Raw genomic sequence first — 16,005 nt, forward strand, 5'->3', positions numbered from 1 at the left:
GATAGAGGATGAGCAACACCACAGTAAGGATTGCGCAGATTTCGGACGCTCAAGCCATCCAGGCAATTTACGCACCGATGGTTGAGCATACGGCGATTTCGTTTGAGCTTGAGCCGCCCACAGTCGAAGAGATGGCCAAGCGGATTGGGTCGACTTTGCCGACTTACCCGTATCTGGTAGCGGAGCGAGACGGCCAGCTCATCGGCTATGCATATGCCAGTCAGCACCGGGCTCGTGAGGCCTATCGCTGGTCGGTCGACGTCACCGTTTATATATCGCCAGAAGCGCACCGTAGCGGGGTCGGCCGGGCACTGTATGGCGTGTTGCTGCCGACATTGAAAAGGCAAGGGTTTCACGCAGCCTTTGCCGGGATCGCGCTGCCAAACGATGGCAGCGTGGGGCTGCATGAAGCACTAGGCTTCGCTCACATCGGTACGTATCCAGAAGTAGGATTCAAGCATGGCGCTTGGCATGATGTTGGATATTGGCGTATCGCGCTGGATTCAACGAGTCCGCCAAAACTGTCCGTGCCTTTCAGTGAGATCAGTCTCTTCTGAATGGGTCTCGACGGCCATTATGAGCGATGGGAAGATTCTAATACGTAACAAAGTCAATTATGTTCGACTCCTCGAAATGAATACGAGCAAAGTGGGTAAAATCGAAATAGATTTGCCACTTTCGGAAGTTTGCAGATATCGAACGAAACTATTGTTGCCGATGGGGAGGCCTATTAGATTCCAGAAAACAAAAGTAATGGTTCCAAGTACGTTTACAAGGTCTCAGCCACTAAGAAGCAGTGATATACCGCAGATCTACAAATTGGTCGCCAATGCTTGTCTCGCGTTGCCGGCCGCGTCGGGCTCAATGAGGTCACTTGCCAACTGACGCTTATCCTGCAGCATTTGCCAAAGCATCTGGTCGATTGTGTTTTCCACCAGCGGGATTTTCACCACGACCATGCGCAATTGCCCATTGCGGTAGGCCCTGTCCTCAGCCTGGTCCTGCAGTCCAGGCGTCCAGGGGAGGCCCAGGAACATCACATAGTTGGCCGCAGTGAGGTTGTTGCCGGTGCCGGCAGCGGAGGTAGTGGCGGCAAAGACGCGGGTTTCTGGATCACTTTGGAATTGATCGATCGCCTTCTGCCGTTTGCCTACAGAGTCACTGCCGACAACCGTGACGCACCCGTACTCAGCTTGCTTGCACCGAGTGCGAAGTGTTCCTACCGTATCCTTGAACTCACAGAACAAGATTACTTTGTCCTCCGCGTCCAGTTCGCACAGCAGATCCATTACGACACGAATCTTTACCTGCTCAAGCAACTGACGCAGTGATCCCAACCTGGCGAGGCTAGGCCTGTCTTCGAGCCGAATTTGATCGTATTGCTTGCGCTCTTCAGCAGTGAGTTCGATGGGTAAAGTTTGGCGCTGTTTGCCCTTGAGACCGGGCAAGACATCCTTGCGTCGACGGAGCATCCAATCGCCGATTGCGCCCCGCAGATTCATGCGGAAATCCTGACTGCCGGCGAACTGTTCGCAGAATTCTTTCAAGGGCAGTTTCCCAACGGGGTGGCCGGATAGCCGTAGCAGCGTGTGCAGCTCAGATTCTCGGTTGAGGACTGGCGTACCCGTCAGCAGGTAACGGTTGGGTATCTTGGCGGCAATGTCGAAGCCGTGACGTGTCCACGCGGCGGTCGGCTCTTTCAGGCGGTGCGCCTCGTCGATGATCATCACTTCAAAGTGTCCTGCATGCAGAACAAAATCGCCAAGGCGTTCGTAGTTGGTGATAATCCATTGCGAAGAGGGATCAAAGACCTGTTGGCCGATAGTGGCCTTGGGATACACCATCTGGATTTCGCGTTGCCAGTTGATGATCAACGTCGACAGGGTGATAACCAAGATGGGTCTATTAGCTGCTCGGATTGCAGCGGCAATGATTGCTTGGCGAGTTTTACCAAGCCCCATGTCATCCGCAAGCAAGGCGCTTGTGCGCTGTAGCAAGTGCCGGATGCCTGCCGGTTGATGGTCCAGTAAAGAATAACCAGCCAATGCCTGGTTAATCTGTTCGGTAGTGGACCCGGTGCGCTCGATTGAGGGCACCGCGGCTAAATACACATCGGTTGAGGTGCTATCGTCAGCCGCTTTTGCTGCGCGCTCTTGTGGCGGTCCACCAAGACTGATGCGGGTGATTTCATCAGCTGGAACAACGGATCCGTCGGTCAGCAGCTCTTGCACGGTGTCGAGGATTTCGAACTGATCCTCCGACAATCCAAGCTCCAGGATCAAGTTGCTTCGCACCACTTCCGCACCAGCGTCAATGCGCCAGGACTTGGAATGCCCGAGAAACACGCCGTGCATGCGCCTTGAAACGGCGACCGCGCCAGGATGGTAGTCACCTGACAGCAGGATCCCGCCCTGAACGAGTGGAGCTATCCGAAAGGTCAGCCCCCACGTGAATGCCTGCCGATCTGGGTCGTTTTGTGCGGCTGTGATTTTATGTGAAAACGTCTCCCAACTTTCATTGAAACGGTCCTCGGACAACTCCATCAAACGGTGGAAGAGCACATCCAGGTCATCCAGCAACTTGCCTTTTGGTAATCGCCAATAGCGATGTTGAGGATGCTCGGCACGCCGAATATAGAAACCATTACGTTCGAGAAACAGCCGGTTCGCACCCTCAACGTATTGCATTAAGACCCCGAAGTCATAGCCGTCAAAAATGACTTTTTCGACCAGGTCCTGCCGGCGGTTCATCAGACGTGGACGACTCATGTCCTGCTCAATCGTTGGTTGATCCATTCCGCACAGGCCTGGGCATGCATTTTTTTCCGGTTTCGATTTGTATAGCGCGACATGGATAGTGTTTGGTCGGGCCATTCCAGGTTAATGGCGAGCTCACCCGATTTGATCTTTGCCCAAAACCATTGATAGGCCCGGTCAACCCTGGAGCCCGACTTAGGTGTGCGATTGCGGAGCCCTCTCAGTTGTATCGTCACCAGGTGTTTGGGAGTCAATTTTGCTAACGTTTCGCCCCAGGCACTTTCATCCATTTGGATTTCTGCAGAGGCCAACGATTTCCCGTTTTCGCGAACCGAAAAAAGACGGCAGATGCCCCGATAAGCACTGTAGTCGTAACCATCAATGCAATGGCCCAGCGCTCGATGTTCCGCATCAAGATCGGCGGGGCACTTCAGTTCGATAATTTGCAGCCCATTTGGACTCACGAGGGGTGTGCTGGTTGAATAAAGCAGCGGCTTCCAGGGCGTTAAAGAGTCTGTTCTTGTTTGTGGATCTACTGCATCTAAAGCCTCACGGATGTCTATCAACGCGAGGTGAAAGCCATTCACCAAGCTGGCGATCTGGTGATAGGAAGCAGTAGCAATGAAGCTTTTGAGTTTCTGCAGTGCTTCACCAGAAGCTGGTCCGTCGCTCTCATCAACGTTGTTAAAGAGCTCGTTCAGGTCTCGAAAGTCGTCGGCGATTTTGGACCAATTGTCGTCCGACCAATCAGTTGGACACCCTGACAGCAGCCTGTTCCAGTCCTGCGTTTGATCCAGCAGTTGATACGGGATTTTATCCAGCAGCGCGAAGAGAGTGATCCAGTGCGCTTTTTTAAGAGGACGGCGATTGCCCAGTGAGGCTCCCAGCAGCAGTCGATGCCAGGGTCCTTGTGGCCCCTCGCGGCTGATACGGGTCAATGCACTGCCGGTATCGAATACCCGCTGTTGACCCAGGTAGCGCACTGCAGCGCGCGGCGCCTGTAGCAGCCAAGCCAGTGTGTCGGAAAGGGGGAGGCCCGCGTCGGCTATGCGACCTACCAGGCACTCTTCAGCGGAAATCAAATAACGGTCCTCACTCCAGTATGGGCGCCACGCCTGAAGTTCATCCCATGGGCAGTTCATGTATACCTGCTGCTGCCCATCCCACGGCCACGGCCATTGATCTGCTAGTACCAGAAGTGGAATCAGTACTGGCTGGGCTTTTAGGGCCTGAAGGCGGCGTTTTCGGTCACCTTGAGCCAGCCAGTTATAGAGCTTGGGTGAGGGACATTGCGCTGAACGAATGGCGAATAAAAGCTCTTGGTCCAGACACTGGCAAAACTGCTTCAGCGTGCTGCCAATCTGCTTCAGGTAAAATCGGGTGCGGGGATTGAAGTACCGATTGTTGCTCGCCGTCCAATCGAAGCCGCGGCGATTAAAGCTTCCTAGATCTTCAATCGAAAGGGCTTTCGCCCTCTCTCCAGCAGACTTGCAGAAGGAGGTCAGTAGGACGTCTGCATACCAGCGTTTTTCAAACCTGAGCAGTAGCTGCTGGGCCACCATTGCGGTGGGTTTTCTCTTATGCACGCGGTCCTTGCTGAAGATTTTGCAGGCCTTAACCTGATGACCATCGAAGTACTGGAGGTGATCGCCGATTCTGGCCAGGAGCCGCCGTGTTTGATCATCTGTAGAGGGCAGGGCTACGCACCAGCAACGAGTATGGACAGTGGAACTCAGATAGGTATCGATGAAGGAGGTCAGCTGGGAGGGCGGTACGTTAAATTGTAAAGCCCAGGTCTGGGCGACTTCAATTTGCCGGTCTGAGAACTTCTCCAGCTTCGGCGCTAAGATGCGCAGCCCCACCACCGATTGTCTCTTCTGTACGCTCACCCATGACCTCCTCTGCAATTTCGCAGAGGACTGTCAGGTATAGGAATGGTGGGCTTCTAGGGTTAATGCGTAACGGCGTTGTCGGTGATTTATATCGGCAATGGCAGAAGTCACACCCCTCTGGGTTTATTGAGATCTGGTTTGCCATTCAAGTTTGGAAAACTCACCTTGCATCCATTCGATTTGAAGCCTGTGCAACCCCAAAAGTCATAGCCACCGCCCCCTTTTTTTTGTCGCCTTGCGAGGGGTTGATTGCACTTGGGACAGTTGAAAGCGCCACCTGCTGTGGCTGGGCGTGGAGCGGACGCCATCGGCACACTCGGCATTCCACGTTGCTGAGACAGTTCCTCTTCCAGGCGTCTATGCAGACGCGCAACGACAGCTCCATAGGTGTCTTGGCCCTGGGCGACTTTGTCCAAATCCCGCTCCAGCTCCCTCGTAAAATCGAGCTCCACGAAACTGTAGAACCCTTCCAGCTTCGCGATTGTTTCCTCCCCCAGCGGCGCCGGTACCAGCTTGCGGCTTTTTTCCTCAATCATTCCTTTGCTGGTGATGTTCTTCAAGATCGAGGCGAACGTGCTGGGACGACCAATACCGCGGCGCTCCATTTCTTTGATTAGACTGGCCTTGGTGTAGCGGGATGGCGGCTGAGTTTTCTTCTTCAGCAGTTCTCCGTTGTGCACAGAGATGATCTGTTTTGGTGTGAGTGCAGGAACTGGGTTGCTCGCTGCTCCATCTTCCTCATCGTCTGTGTCATCGCCCTTGAGCAGTTTCCGCCACCCAGGATGAAAAAGGGTTTCACCAGTTGCATTGAATCGCAAAGCCTTACCATTTGGGCCAACCGCGAGCAGTTTTACAGCACGCACGTCGAATACCGCCGCTTCGATCTGGCTGGCCAGCGCCCGGACCCAAATCAACTTGTACAGGGCGAGTTCCTCGTCGTTCTCACCAGCTTTTGTATCAGCCCAATGCGTCGGGGTAATAGCGGGGTGGCCTTCCTGCGCGCCTTCGGCGGCCTTGAATGTACGTCGCTCGTCGACGGTCTTCAATCCGATAGATCTAGCTACGGTTCTAATATCCTCCATGGCCTCGTCTGGTACGTTGGGATTATCCGTCCTGTGGTAGGTGATCACGCCTTGTTCATACAATCGCTGGGCGACTTGCATGGTCTTGTCCGGGTCCCATTTCAAGGCGTTGCTGGCTGCTTGTTGAAGGGTGGAAGAGATGAAGGGCGCGGGTGGGTGGCGCTCGGCCTTGCGGTCTTCACAGGACTCGACGACGACATTACGTGTGCCGGCGACGAGTCGGGCCAGGTTGGCATCTTGAACGTAAGGAAAGTCTTTGCTCGCGAAATCCGGTACCGGTTGCCAGTCTGCATACCAGGTGGTGCCCTGATTCATATCCACAAAGTTCAGACGCACACCGAAGTGGTTGATTACCTGAAAGTTGCGGATCTCGCGCTCGCGCAAAACCACCAGGTATACGGCAGGCGATTGCACGCGGCCTGCAGAGGTGGGCTTGCCCATCAGTCGGCGTAGCTCCTGAGTCACCAGGTAACCCACCAAACGATCAAGTACACGCCGGCATTCTTGTGACGCGACTCTGTTCAAATCGATTTGGCGAGGATTGGCTAGAGCCTCTGCGACACGCTTCAGGGTGATTTCATTGAAGGTGATGCGTTTGTAGGATTTGACCGCCAGTACCTGCTGGATGTGCCAGCTGATGCTTTCACCTTCGCGATCCGGATCGGTTGCGAGGTAGATTTCATCGGCCTGTTTAGCTGCGGCCTTGATGGTCCGCACGGCCTTGGCGCTCTTATCCAGGATCTCGTACACCGGTGTGTAATTTTTGCGGACGCCTGTGGTGATCATGCTGTCGTCCTGCCCTCTGGCGGGCAAGTCACGTATGTGCCCACCACTGGCGACAACCAACCAGTGTTCGCCTGGGCGCAGTTTCTTCATCATTGGCTGAAGCTTTTTCAGCTTCCCAGGTGCCTCGATGATCAATAGCTTCACGGTGTGCCCCTTCTCAATTATGCAGAGCGGGACTGTCACGTCATGGCAGGTAAGGCTTCAATGGGAAATGGTCAATGCACAACGGGAGGCTTTTAGCGGCTAGAGGTCCAGCGTCAGCTGCTGTTCCTGGGCAAAGCCCTTTAGCCACGACGCGCGCATCGCAGGATGGTGGTAAGGGCAGTCATACACCCGTAGCCCTTTTCGGGCGGCGTCAGCACCGGCTATTTGAACGGCAGTATGGGGGTTATTGAATTGCCGCCTATCTGCTGGTTTCAAAGAAGTTCGAGATTGCGCCATTGGCTATCGGTCCCCGAAGAACAGATCTATCAGACAGTAACATCACGAATAGCGCATTTTTTTGCATCAAAAACGGAAGTTTTAAACTTCTGTGCTTGAGATAGCCGAATGGAAGTGTGACTCAACCTGAAAGTTAACGAATGGCGCGATTTTTTGCCAACCAATTGGCGGTTTGATGTCAATTCGAAGCTGGCTCGTCCGTCCAGTTCGCAACTCTGATCCACGCGATGAAGTCCTGAGTGGATTGTCCGCTTTGAACACGTAGTTGTTCCAGCTTGCCGTATAAGTGTTCAGTCATTTCGTCGTCGTCGTCAAAGTCGACGCGGTATTCAGTATCTAAGCGGTATTCATCGAGCAAGGTGTTGATAAATCGGCGGGCTTGCCAGGTATCAAGGTCTGTCTCTCCACGGCCCCCCATCAGATACTCTCCCGTTCGCCACCCAACTGGAGCCCATGATGCTCGGTTTATGTCCAGGGTGAGCCCGTAGTAGTCCGGAGCATTCACCTCGCTTTCATCAAAGTAAGCCCAGTAAACACGGCCTAAAGCTGGGTGCTCTGCGCCAATGACAACGTACCCTGTTGGGTCCCTCAAAACTTCATCCATCGGCACGTCCTAATTTGTAGTGGTTCTCTAATGAGGTCGGGGGAAACGATGAGCTGTTTCCCCCAACACCGACAGCTACACGAATGGGCCGAAAAATTAAGCCCCTGTTTTCAGAATTGCGGTGGATCGGTATCTGGATATTCATCCGGGCCTGGAGCTGGCTGCGGCCGCGATTCGGGTCTGTTGGACTGTTGCGAATTCTGGTTTTGCGAAGGCGCCAGATTCACCATGGTCACGCGGTGTGGCAGCATGCCGACCCGGCTGGCCTGGATTTTCAAAGCTTCGAATTCGCCATCGTCGTTCTTCCAACGGTCCATAACGGCGCGACCGGAAACCAGCACTCGCATACCTTTCTGGAACAGTTGCGAATAATGCTCGGCGTCCTTGTGCCACCACTCCACATTCGCCCAAAAACCGCCACGATCTTCGTAGCCGCCTTTGCCATCCGGAATCGAATTGTCGAAGTAAACGTTGGCTCGCATGAGTCGACGTGGGTCTTTATTGCCGTTGGGGAATTCTTTGAATTCCGGTGCAGAACCGATATTGCCTTCCCAGCCTTGTACGGGCGTGCCCATGAGTATTCTCCGAGGTTATTGGTGTTGCGTTGGGTTGTTGAGCTGCTGCAGGCGAGCGGTATACACGGCCTCTGCCTGGCCCATTTTTTCTGCGCACTCGGCGGCCTGTTTGGTGATCGAGTGCAGCAAACTCATTTGCATATTCAAGGTGATGCGCTGCAGCTCCATCACGTAAAGATCCTGCAGCATGGATTCCGGTGTTCTGGGTGAGCCCATCATTTCTGCCCAAACCCCTACGCCCATCCGCCGATCTGTCACCTGCTGCCATCTCAAAAACTGGGTGCCGGCTTGGGTGTTCTGCTCAGTCAACCGCACTGGAACTAGGGTGAATGGATATCGGCGGGCCTGGCTCAGCACTTCCTGGGCAAGAGCTTTTAAGTCCGATTCTTGAGCTCGGCAAAGATCGGCAAATTGGGTCAGCTCCCCCTTACCTTTAAAAGGCTTTAAAAGGCCCTTTAGTGAGGCAGCCTGTTGCAGTCGCTGGAAGGCTTCCTGTTGCAGTGGCCGGAAGGCGGTCTGTTGCAGCGACCCATCATTGGAGGGAATCTGGCCCATGCTCTTTAACCCTCAACGGGGTCATCGAGATGATCATCCGTCTCGGTTTGCTGCTGACCGCGGATGATCGGTGGCGCGAAATTCGAACGGCGGGTGCCTTCCAGGATGTCTTGTGGCAGCTCACCGTACCGCTCGTACATTTTGCGGGCTGCTTCAGCCTTGGCATTGTTTGCAGCGAAGTCGTCGCGGGCAGCGCCTGAGTACTTATAGATCTGGGCCAGACCAAACAGTCTCCGCAGTACCGCTGCGCCTTCGTCGATCCAGGTTTCCATATCGTGGCGCCCGACAAGGCCAACGTGCTGGGCCAACAGAATGCGTCTGACAATTTCGTCGTAGTTCGTCAGCAGGTACACAGCCTGAAATCCCAGGGGATTGGAGATGTACAGCGGGAGGCTGACAGGCTGGATCGAGAGGTTTTCGCTAATGCTGATGGCCGGTGGAAGAGAGGCCATGGCTGTGTCCAGGCGATCTTCGATGGTCTTTAACGCTTCCTTGGAATCGTTGATCTTTTCCTCGAGGAGGATCATCCACCAGTCAGAGTAGGGATCATCCTGTTGGGCGCCTCGAGACATTCGATTGACGACAGTGCAGAACCCTGACAGACCAATGATGCCGGCTTTGAGGTCATTTTTAGGGCGCCCCATCCATATACGAGCGGCGTGGTGAGTGTGAAGGGTGAGCTTCACATCGCTGCGCAGTGAACCGATGTTGAGCCGGAAGTTATCAGCCATGGTGCAGTGTTTCCTTGGGAAGAGGATTGACGTACCCATGCTGCAATTTGGCTATAGGAGACGCAGCATTAAATACGTAGCCCGATGGAAGGGGATTTGTTGAGGCTTCTATATAGGAAGAGCTGAAACTCGCCGGTGCGGACCGAATCCCTTGCGTGGCGGCCACCTCCGGTGCCGGATGCTGTCAGGGTGTTGTGGGCCACAACACTTGCCATGTCGCCGGCACGGATGCCGGATCCTGCCAAGGTGGTGCGGGCCGCACCACTTATATGGCTGCCACCTCCGGTGCCGGATGCTGTCAGGGTGTTGTGGGCCACAACACTTGCCGTGTCGCCGGCACGGATGCCGGATCCTGCCAAGGTGGTGCGGGCCGCACCACTTATATGGCGGCCACCTCCGGTGCCGGATGCTGTCAGGGTGTTGTGGGCCACAACACTTGCCATGTCGCCGGCACGGATGCCGGATCCTGCCAAGGTGGTGCGGGCCGCACCACTTATATGGCGGCCACCTCCGGTGCCGGATGCTGTCAGGGTGTTGTGGGCCACAACACTTGCCGTGTCGCTGGCACGAATGCCGGATCCTGGGCAAGTGATTTGGGCCGAGTCACTTGCGTGGCGGCCGCGGCGTATTTCGGTTCCTGTCAGGGTGTTGCGGGCCGCAACACTTGCTGTGTAGCTGGCACAGATTCCGGTCACGACCGCTTCGCTCTGGGCCGCGTTACCACGATATTCTGGTTGTCCACCTGACATCATGGATGTGTACCCCGATTAGGCTTCAGCAGATGCAGCATTCCGCTGAGTGTGTGTTTTGCGGTTTGTATCGACTCAGGGCTACGCGTCTGCGTTAGCGTCTTCGTCGGCTGCTCTGCGCCCTCTGGCGGGGCTGAAGCGTCTTGACGCTCGGGGCTCGCTTTTGCCTTGTCGTCAGGGTTCCATTGGCTGTTGAAATCGCCGCGAACGGCCATGCCGACGAGCGTCATTAAGTATCCAAGCGGGTTTCGGACCCCTCCCGAGTCACAGCGGTGGACCCATTGTTTGATGAGCGCGGTTTTCAACTCTGCTGGAACCTTTTGCAGCGCCAGGACCGCGTTCTGTTTTTGCTCGACCGGTAGTCGATGCAGTGCACCGAGCAAATCGGCAGCGATGTCGTTTGGTGTGGGCGGTACATGTACAGAGCTTTTACAAACATCTTTGTGTGTATCTGTATACGTACTATATGAGTTCGGATGCCGAACTAAGTCCGAACTCAGTGATTTACGGCTGAGTTCGGCATCCGAACTCTGCTCCAAAGCGATTCGCTCTTCGCCTTTTTCACTGAGTTCGGTATCCGAACTCAGTGGAGATAGAGCTATATTTTGCTGAGTTCGGATTCCGAACTCAGTCGCTTTAAGAACGACTGGAGCCTGCGCTTTGGTCCAGGCCTGGCTATTCATGCGGGATTCGATGATGTCCAGCCTGCTAGGTAAGCGTTGGCCAACATCAGGATCAGCTGCAAATTCCTTCCAGGCAATTTCTGCCACTTCGCGAATCACCTTGGTCTGGTGCTGCATTGACTGCGCGAGTAGCTGCAAGTAGTCCTTGTCGAACTCTATAGCTTCGGCCGGTGTGACCGGTTCGTCGTGAAGCAGGTAGACGTTGCCTTGCACTTGTCCACTCAGATCATTGCGCACCCGTCGCCCCAGGCTAAGCCAACGGGTGAGACGTAAGGTCACTAATGCTTTTGATACAGTTTCACGCGAGGCAGGCCTACCGGGTTGCATACCCAAATATGGCCGCAGTTGGTCATAGGTAGGGAACGCCGTAAGGCCGTCGTCATTGATCAGTAGGCGAAATACCTGCCAGGTGTTTCTTTCAAGCGGGGTTAAGCGATCATCCAAAAGCAATCGGCGAGGAACCGTTTCGTGTGGGTTCCCGCTGAAAATAATTCCGGAGTAGGGGGAAGACCCTTCAATCCCCGGAGGCGCCGACTCTTTTTTCTGAAGCAAATGAGCTTCAAGGTGACCCGAGGCCGAGTCTAAAAGCGTCGACAAGGGAAGCCGAGACAACCTCATAATACAGAGTCACCTTCCACCGATGTCGCTGCAGGCTGTGCAAGTCGTTGAGAAGACACAAGCTGTAGCCTTCTCGGAAGGCCAGGGTTTGCAGGAGGGTAAAGCCCTTCCTTTATCCAGGACTGAATGCGATGCCAGATGATGGCCAGGCTGAGGTTTTCGTGGGTCTCATCTGGGCTAGTATCCTGTGGAGCATTGAGTTCCTCGGCGACCAACATGGCGATGTCCAGCAACGCGAGACTGTCGCCAAGCTCTACCTGATGCTCTTGCATTAGGTGCGTCCATCGGTACCAAAGCTGAGCGTCCATCTCCTCACTGAATTCGCGCCAACGGCCACGACGTGCCGTCACGCCGATCATTAGGCGTTGAAGGGCCACATCCTGCGGAGACAGCCCGAAGAACTGTTGCAGCATTTGAGTGGTCGCGCCAAGTCGCAGCGCACGTTCAATCATGCGCACTTCTTCATCAGAACGCTGCGCGCCTGACAGTAGTTTTTTTACCATGTCCCCATCAATGGTGACGTTGCACCAAGACACGGGAGTGTTAAGCAGCAAGCTCAGTACTGAAGGTTGTTGGAGCTGAGCCAATATCTCTGGCTCCAGGCCCATTTCGATGCAGCGCCGAAGTTGGCCATTACGCATGTGATGAAGCACCTGTGACAGGATTGCTTCATTTATTGGTGTCTTGGACATGACGACTCCCCCTTGTAGAGTCCGTGTGTTAACTGGCTGAATTCGGACCGTTGTTGGCGACTGACTGGATTTCCAGGTCAATCAAACGTCTTGCGAGACGAATAATGCGGAACAGCTTCACTAGAGCGCCGTCGCTGAGACGGCATTCACTTTCAGGGGGCTGATCTTTTGTGTGAGGCTGGCCCAGTAAGATCTGGCCCAGTCCGGCTGCGAACTCAAAGTCAGCCAACGCGTCGATTTGAAGCTTGGGTTGCTGCTGAATCATTTTCAGTACGATGGCCATCGAGCCGCTCAAAGACTGGAGCAGCGTCAAGGTATGTTGGGCTGTGGCAGTAATTTCGACTTCCGCTTCGGGGTGTCGGTAGCTGAACCCGACGCCACCATCGATATCGATAAATTGACCTGGGGCTTTGACCGAGCTGGCTATTTCGCGAGCCAATTGAGCGATGTGCTGACGCAGGGTCGCGGTATTGTCTATTTCGCGTTCGATGTACCAAAGGTCAGAAATGGGATTGAGTCCGCCAGCTTGAACAGGGATGGCCACCAAGGCATTGGAGGCGAAGTCGGGCAAGACCTCACCGTCAAGCGCAGCGAGCTCCCGTTTCATCTTGTCGACTCTGGGAGAAGTCTTCACAGGGCTCGCAACGTGCCCATCGATACGTGCTTGGCGCTCTTGTGGGCTCATTTGCTCCTGCGGAGTTGGGGCCAGTTGCTGTTGCACCCCTTGAGGTGAAGGACTCTCTTTGGAGGGCGTCGTCTTATGTGTGCTGCCCCCCGAAGTAGTAGGGGGTAGTTGTAGAGGGTTCTGATTAGCCTCAATGCCATTGTTCGAAACGTTAAGTTGAGTCCCCCCCTCAAATTGCGATGCAGGGTACTGTGGCAGCTCAAGAACCGGCGTAGACCGGCGCAATTGGTCCTGGTTCTGAGTGATTTCCAACAGTATTTGCTCGTAGCCGAGGTTCAGCGGCTTTTTAAGGTGATCTATCAGTTCGTCCTGAAATCGCTGGAATAGAAATTCTTCAGCGTCGCCCTCAAACTGGGACAGTACATCTTGGAAAAGCGTATCGAAATCAAGGTGCTGCTCCTGCTCTTGATAATTGCGATCCCAGCACTGAAGAGCTGTTTTGCGCAAAGACAGAAGCTTTATGATTCTGTCTACTCCCAGTCCAGAGTACAGCGCGCCTGGAATTGCTGGCAGTAAGTACCGAATGGTGTCGTGCATACGACTCAAGTGAGACGCGGAGACCGGGTAGCCATCCGCTGACAGCCGCCGTGAAAGCTCACGTAATGAGATAGACTCCCCTGCCTCTGTTTCATACAGCGCTCTCGCTTTGTCGACCCCAATAGCCCGCTCAATGAACAGGAGCTGGCCTTGGAGGTCGTTTTCAGCCAAGTGGCCGGTGAGCGAGATGATTTCGCCCCGAACGGCGTCCCAGGGTCGAAATAGGCAGTGAAACTTGAAGTACTTCTCGTCGCCGGTCTCACGATACAACTCGTTTAAAATTGCCAGGCGAGTGTTGCCGCCGTTGCGGATCCGGTACTTATCTTCCCCAGGTTTACGAGTGACGGGAGGTGGCGTATCGAGTCCCCGATTTCGTATCGACTCTTTAATTTCATCGTACTTCGGGTTACGAGTCGTCCTTGGGTTTTCGTCATACGGCAGCGTTTCGTCGAGAGTCAACAGCATGGGGGTATCGACGATGGGGTCGCTCATTCGCGCTGCCACCGGCGACTTCGATTCAAACGCCGGCAGCAACAGCTTATCTTTCATGGTTTGGGCCAAAGACGCTTTCATACTCTGGCTCCTGGCTGCTCATAAGCCGGGCTTGCCGCCAAAAGCTGGTCAATGATTTTCAAAGCACGATCCAGAGCAGCTTCAAGTTCGGCAGTTGTCTCCAGCCGATAAACAATTTCTGAGTTCATCGACCTGGCGTTTTCACGTGCTTCCAACGCGATGCGTTCGCGCATCCCGTCGGGCAGGCGAATAACGAATTTTTCTTCATGCAGACGCTGTGGTTTGTTACTCATGGTGGGCTCCGATGCCTAGGGTAGAAAGTGTGTTCAGCGACGTTTCAACTGATCAGTGAGTTGGGTAGGTAACCCCTTGATGACTAATGAATTGGACGCCTCGTCGTACTCGATCTTGTCCCCTAGCAGATGCGCTTCAAAACTGATGGACAAGCCTTCGGCACGGCCGGTGAACCGACGGAATTGGTTGAGAGTGCGTTTATCCAGGGGGATTTCCGGCGACAGGCCGTAGTCCTTATTGCGGATATGGTCGTAGAACGCCTTGGGGCGATCTTCATCGATCAAGCCTGACAGTTCCTCCAGGCCCATGGGTTCACCGAGCTTGGCCTGGCTGGTGGCGTAGTCCACCAGGGCCTTGGTTTTCTCGCGGGCCGATTCGTCTGGCAGGTCTTCGTTTTCAACGAAGTCGCTGAACGCCTTGAGGAGGGCGCGGGTTTCGCCCGGGCCGTCGACGCCTTCCATGCAGCCAATGAAGTCGCTGAAATACCCCGAGATCTTCTTACCGTTTTTGCCTTTGATGTACGAGATGTACTGCTTGGATTGCTTGTTGTTCTGCCACTCGGACAAGTTGATACGCGCTGCCAGGTGCAACTGGCCAACGTCCAGGTGGCGTGAAGGAGTGACGTCCAGATCGTCAGTAACCACCACGCCTTCACTGTGGTGGAGCAGGGCGACAGTTAGGTAGTCGGTCATGCCTTGCTGGTAATGGGCAAACAGTACGTGGCCACCGGTGGAGAGGTTGGACTCTTCCATCAGCTTTTGCAGATGCTCGACCGCCGTGTGGCTGAAGGCGGTGAAGTCCTGGTCACCTTCAAAGTACTGCTTTAACCAGCCGCTAAACGGGTGCGCGCCGGACTCGGCATGGAAGAAACCCCAGGCCTTGCCTTGTTTGGCGTTATAGCTCTCGTTGAGGTCGGCAAGCATGTTCTCGATGGCGACCGATTCGGATAGCTCCGAATCGCGTGCCTGGAGAACAGCAGGTGTGCCATCGGGTTTTTTGTCGATCAGGTGGACGATGCAATGACGGATAGGCATTAGATTGCCTCCTGCGAGTGTAGGGTTTGAGCTCGATCAGCACGACGAATACGGGCTTTGGCGTTGAGGCCTGAGCGGTAATCGCTTGCGGTTGATGAGGTGTAAATCGATCCAAGGCCAGATTTCGTGAACTTGATATGGCCACCTTGAGTGCGAGACACCGTCCAGCCATTCGCTTCAGCAAACTTCACGAGTACACGAAGGCTCTCGCTTTTTCCGCGTAGGAGATTGGTGGTCATAGCTCTGCATCCCTGTCTGCCAGAACGTTACCGGTCTGGATCGCGATGATTTCAGCCTGATCGCCAGGAAACTTGGTACCGAGCTCATGCAAAAAGTGACGCGTAGCCTCACGTGCTCCAGGCACGCGGAACACCACGCTGCAGTGCTGAACTTCCGCGGGGTGTTGCAGGTGAGACATGACGGCCACTTTCAGCGAGCAGCACTGGAGGTAGCGGGGCACCCAAACCGACCAGAAGTAGCTGGATAGCAAGGCGCCCGCACAGAGCAGTTCAACGGTAATTGTTGCGCTGGGCGTGTTGGTCAGCTCGACGTAGCCGAGCTTCTCAAACTCCAACAGATCCTCACGCATGCTCATTGGGACCACGGTGCTGTGGTCACGAGCAAGGCGGCCGATCGCTTGAGCTAATGCGTCGAGCTCCACCGGGTTGATCCCAGATTTATGGGCATGAGCCACAGCAGAGGCTTCGAACACGGCACCGGCATGGATACTAGGAAATAGCTCGGCGCTACTGTGCATCCGACACCTCCTGAAGCTCCT

17 protein-coding genes are annotated in these 16,005 nt (G+C 54.7%); 1 reads left to right on the forward strand and 16 read right to left on the reverse strand.

The features are described 5' to 3' along the window. The first annotated feature begins 8 nt into the window (after window positions 1-8). Complete coding sequence (locus tag TU80_RS19140) at window positions 9-557, forward strand: arsinothricin resistance N-acetyltransferase ArsN1 family B (RefSeq protein WP_008437347.1); 549 nt, start codon at window positions 9-11, stop codon at window positions 555-557. Window positions 558-812: 255 nt separating this feature from the next. Here the strand turns inward: TU80_RS19140 and TU80_RS19145 are convergent, their stop codons facing one another. From TU80_RS19145 to TU80_RS19205, 16 genes are all read right to left on the reverse strand, one after another. Next, window positions 813-2,768: a DEAD/DEAH box helicase gene (locus TU80_RS19145; RefSeq protein WP_024073377.1), complete on the reverse strand. Its 1,956-nt coding sequence runs from the start codon at window positions 2,766-2,768 to the stop codon at window positions 813-815. Continuing rightward, window positions 2,765-4,645 carry a hypothetical protein gene (locus TU80_RS19150; protein WP_019818088.1) on the reverse strand — a complete coding sequence of 627 codons (1,881 nt, stop codon included), beginning with the start codon at window positions 4,643-4,645 and terminating at the stop codon, window positions 2,765-2,767. The genes TU80_RS19145 and TU80_RS19150 overlap by 4 nt, the downstream gene beginning before the upstream one ends. Before the next feature lie 110 nt (window positions 4,646-4,755). Then, window positions 4,756-6,660, reverse strand: a complete 1,905-nt coding sequence (gene topA, locus TU80_RS19155; RefSeq protein ID WP_008437341.1) for a type I DNA topoisomerase — start codon at window positions 6,658-6,660, stop codon at window positions 4,756-4,758. Window positions 6,661-6,759: 99 nt separating this feature from the next. Beyond that, window positions 6,760-6,957 carry a CrpP family ICE-associated protein gene (locus tag TU80_RS31805; RefSeq protein ID WP_073845721.1) on the reverse strand — a complete coding sequence of 66 codons (198 nt, stop codon included), beginning with the start codon at window positions 6,955-6,957 and terminating at the stop codon, window positions 6,760-6,762. Window positions 6,958-7,135: 178 nt separating this feature from the next. Continuing rightward, complete coding sequence (locus TU80_RS19160) at window positions 7,136-7,561, reverse strand: hypothetical protein (RefSeq protein WP_008437339.1); 426 nt, start codon at window positions 7,559-7,561, stop codon at window positions 7,136-7,138. A 110-nt stretch (window positions 7,562-7,671) separates the two neighbouring features. Beyond that, a complete protein-coding gene (locus TU80_RS19165; RefSeq protein ID WP_008437336.1) occupies window positions 7,672-8,136 on the reverse strand; it encodes a single-stranded DNA-binding protein in 465 nt (154 codons plus the stop codon). A 15-nt stretch (window positions 8,137-8,151) separates the two neighbouring features. Further along, complete coding sequence (locus TU80_RS19170; RefSeq protein WP_008437334.1) at window positions 8,152-8,691, reverse strand: DUF3158 family protein; 540 nt, start codon at window positions 8,689-8,691, stop codon at window positions 8,152-8,154. Between the two features lie 5 nt (window positions 8,692-8,696). Further along, a complete protein-coding gene (locus TU80_RS19175; protein ID WP_008437331.1) occupies window positions 8,697-9,422 on the reverse strand; it encodes a PFL_4669 family integrating conjugative element protein in 726 nt (241 codons plus the stop codon). 68 nt (window positions 9,423-9,490) lie between these two features. Next, entirely contained in the window at window positions 9,491-10,174 is a 684-nt protein-coding gene (locus TU80_RS32735; protein WP_125919920.1) for a hypothetical protein, read from the reverse strand. Then, window positions 10,171-11,472, reverse strand: a complete 1,302-nt coding sequence (locus tag TU80_RS19180) for an STY4528 family pathogenicity island replication protein (protein WP_019816979.1) — start codon at window positions 11,470-11,472, stop codon at window positions 10,171-10,173. Before TU80_RS19180 ends, TU80_RS32735 begins: the two co-directional genes overlap by 4 nt. After that, window positions 11,469-12,164 carry a DUF2857 domain-containing protein gene (locus TU80_RS19185; protein ID WP_008437329.1) on the reverse strand — a complete coding sequence of 232 codons (696 nt, stop codon included), beginning with the start codon at window positions 12,162-12,164 and terminating at the stop codon, window positions 11,469-11,471. The genes TU80_RS19180 and TU80_RS19185 overlap by 4 nt, the downstream gene beginning before the upstream one ends. A gap of 28 nt (window positions 12,165-12,192) precedes the next feature. Beyond that, the gene (locus TU80_RS19190) at window positions 12,193-13,959 is read right to left on the reverse strand and encodes a ParB family protein (protein WP_008437328.1); all 1,767 of its coding nucleotides are present in this window, start codon (window positions 13,957-13,959) and stop codon (window positions 12,193-12,195) included. Beyond that, a complete protein-coding gene (locus tag TU80_RS33730; RefSeq protein WP_008437327.1) occupies window positions 13,956-14,192 on the reverse strand; it encodes an Arc family DNA-binding protein in 237 nt (78 codons plus the stop codon). The genes TU80_RS19190 and TU80_RS33730 overlap by 4 nt, the downstream gene beginning before the upstream one ends. A gap of 33 nt (window positions 14,193-14,225) precedes the next feature. After that, a complete protein-coding gene (yejK, locus tag TU80_RS19200) occupies window positions 14,226-15,227 on the reverse strand; it encodes a nucleoid-associated protein YejK (protein WP_008437326.1) in 1,002 nt (333 codons plus the stop codon). Then, the gene (locus TU80_RS31810) at window positions 15,227-15,466 is read right to left on the reverse strand and encodes a type II toxin-antitoxin system HicA family toxin (protein WP_008437325.1); all 240 of its coding nucleotides are present in this window, start codon (window positions 15,464-15,466) and stop codon (window positions 15,227-15,229) included. Before TU80_RS31810 ends, yejK begins: the two co-directional genes overlap by 1 nt. Further along, window positions 15,463-15,984, reverse strand: coding sequence for a hypothetical protein (locus TU80_RS19205; RefSeq protein WP_008437321.1), 522 nt, complete (start codon window positions 15,982-15,984; stop codon window positions 15,463-15,465). The genes TU80_RS31810 and TU80_RS19205 overlap by 4 nt, the downstream gene beginning before the upstream one ends. Window positions 15,985-16,005: the final 21 nt, after the last annotated feature.

It is taken from the genome of Pseudomonas veronii (assembly GCF_001439695.1).
Lineage (GTDB): Bacteria > Pseudomonadota > Gammaproteobacteria > Pseudomonadales > Pseudomonadaceae > Aquipseudomonas > Aquipseudomonas veronii.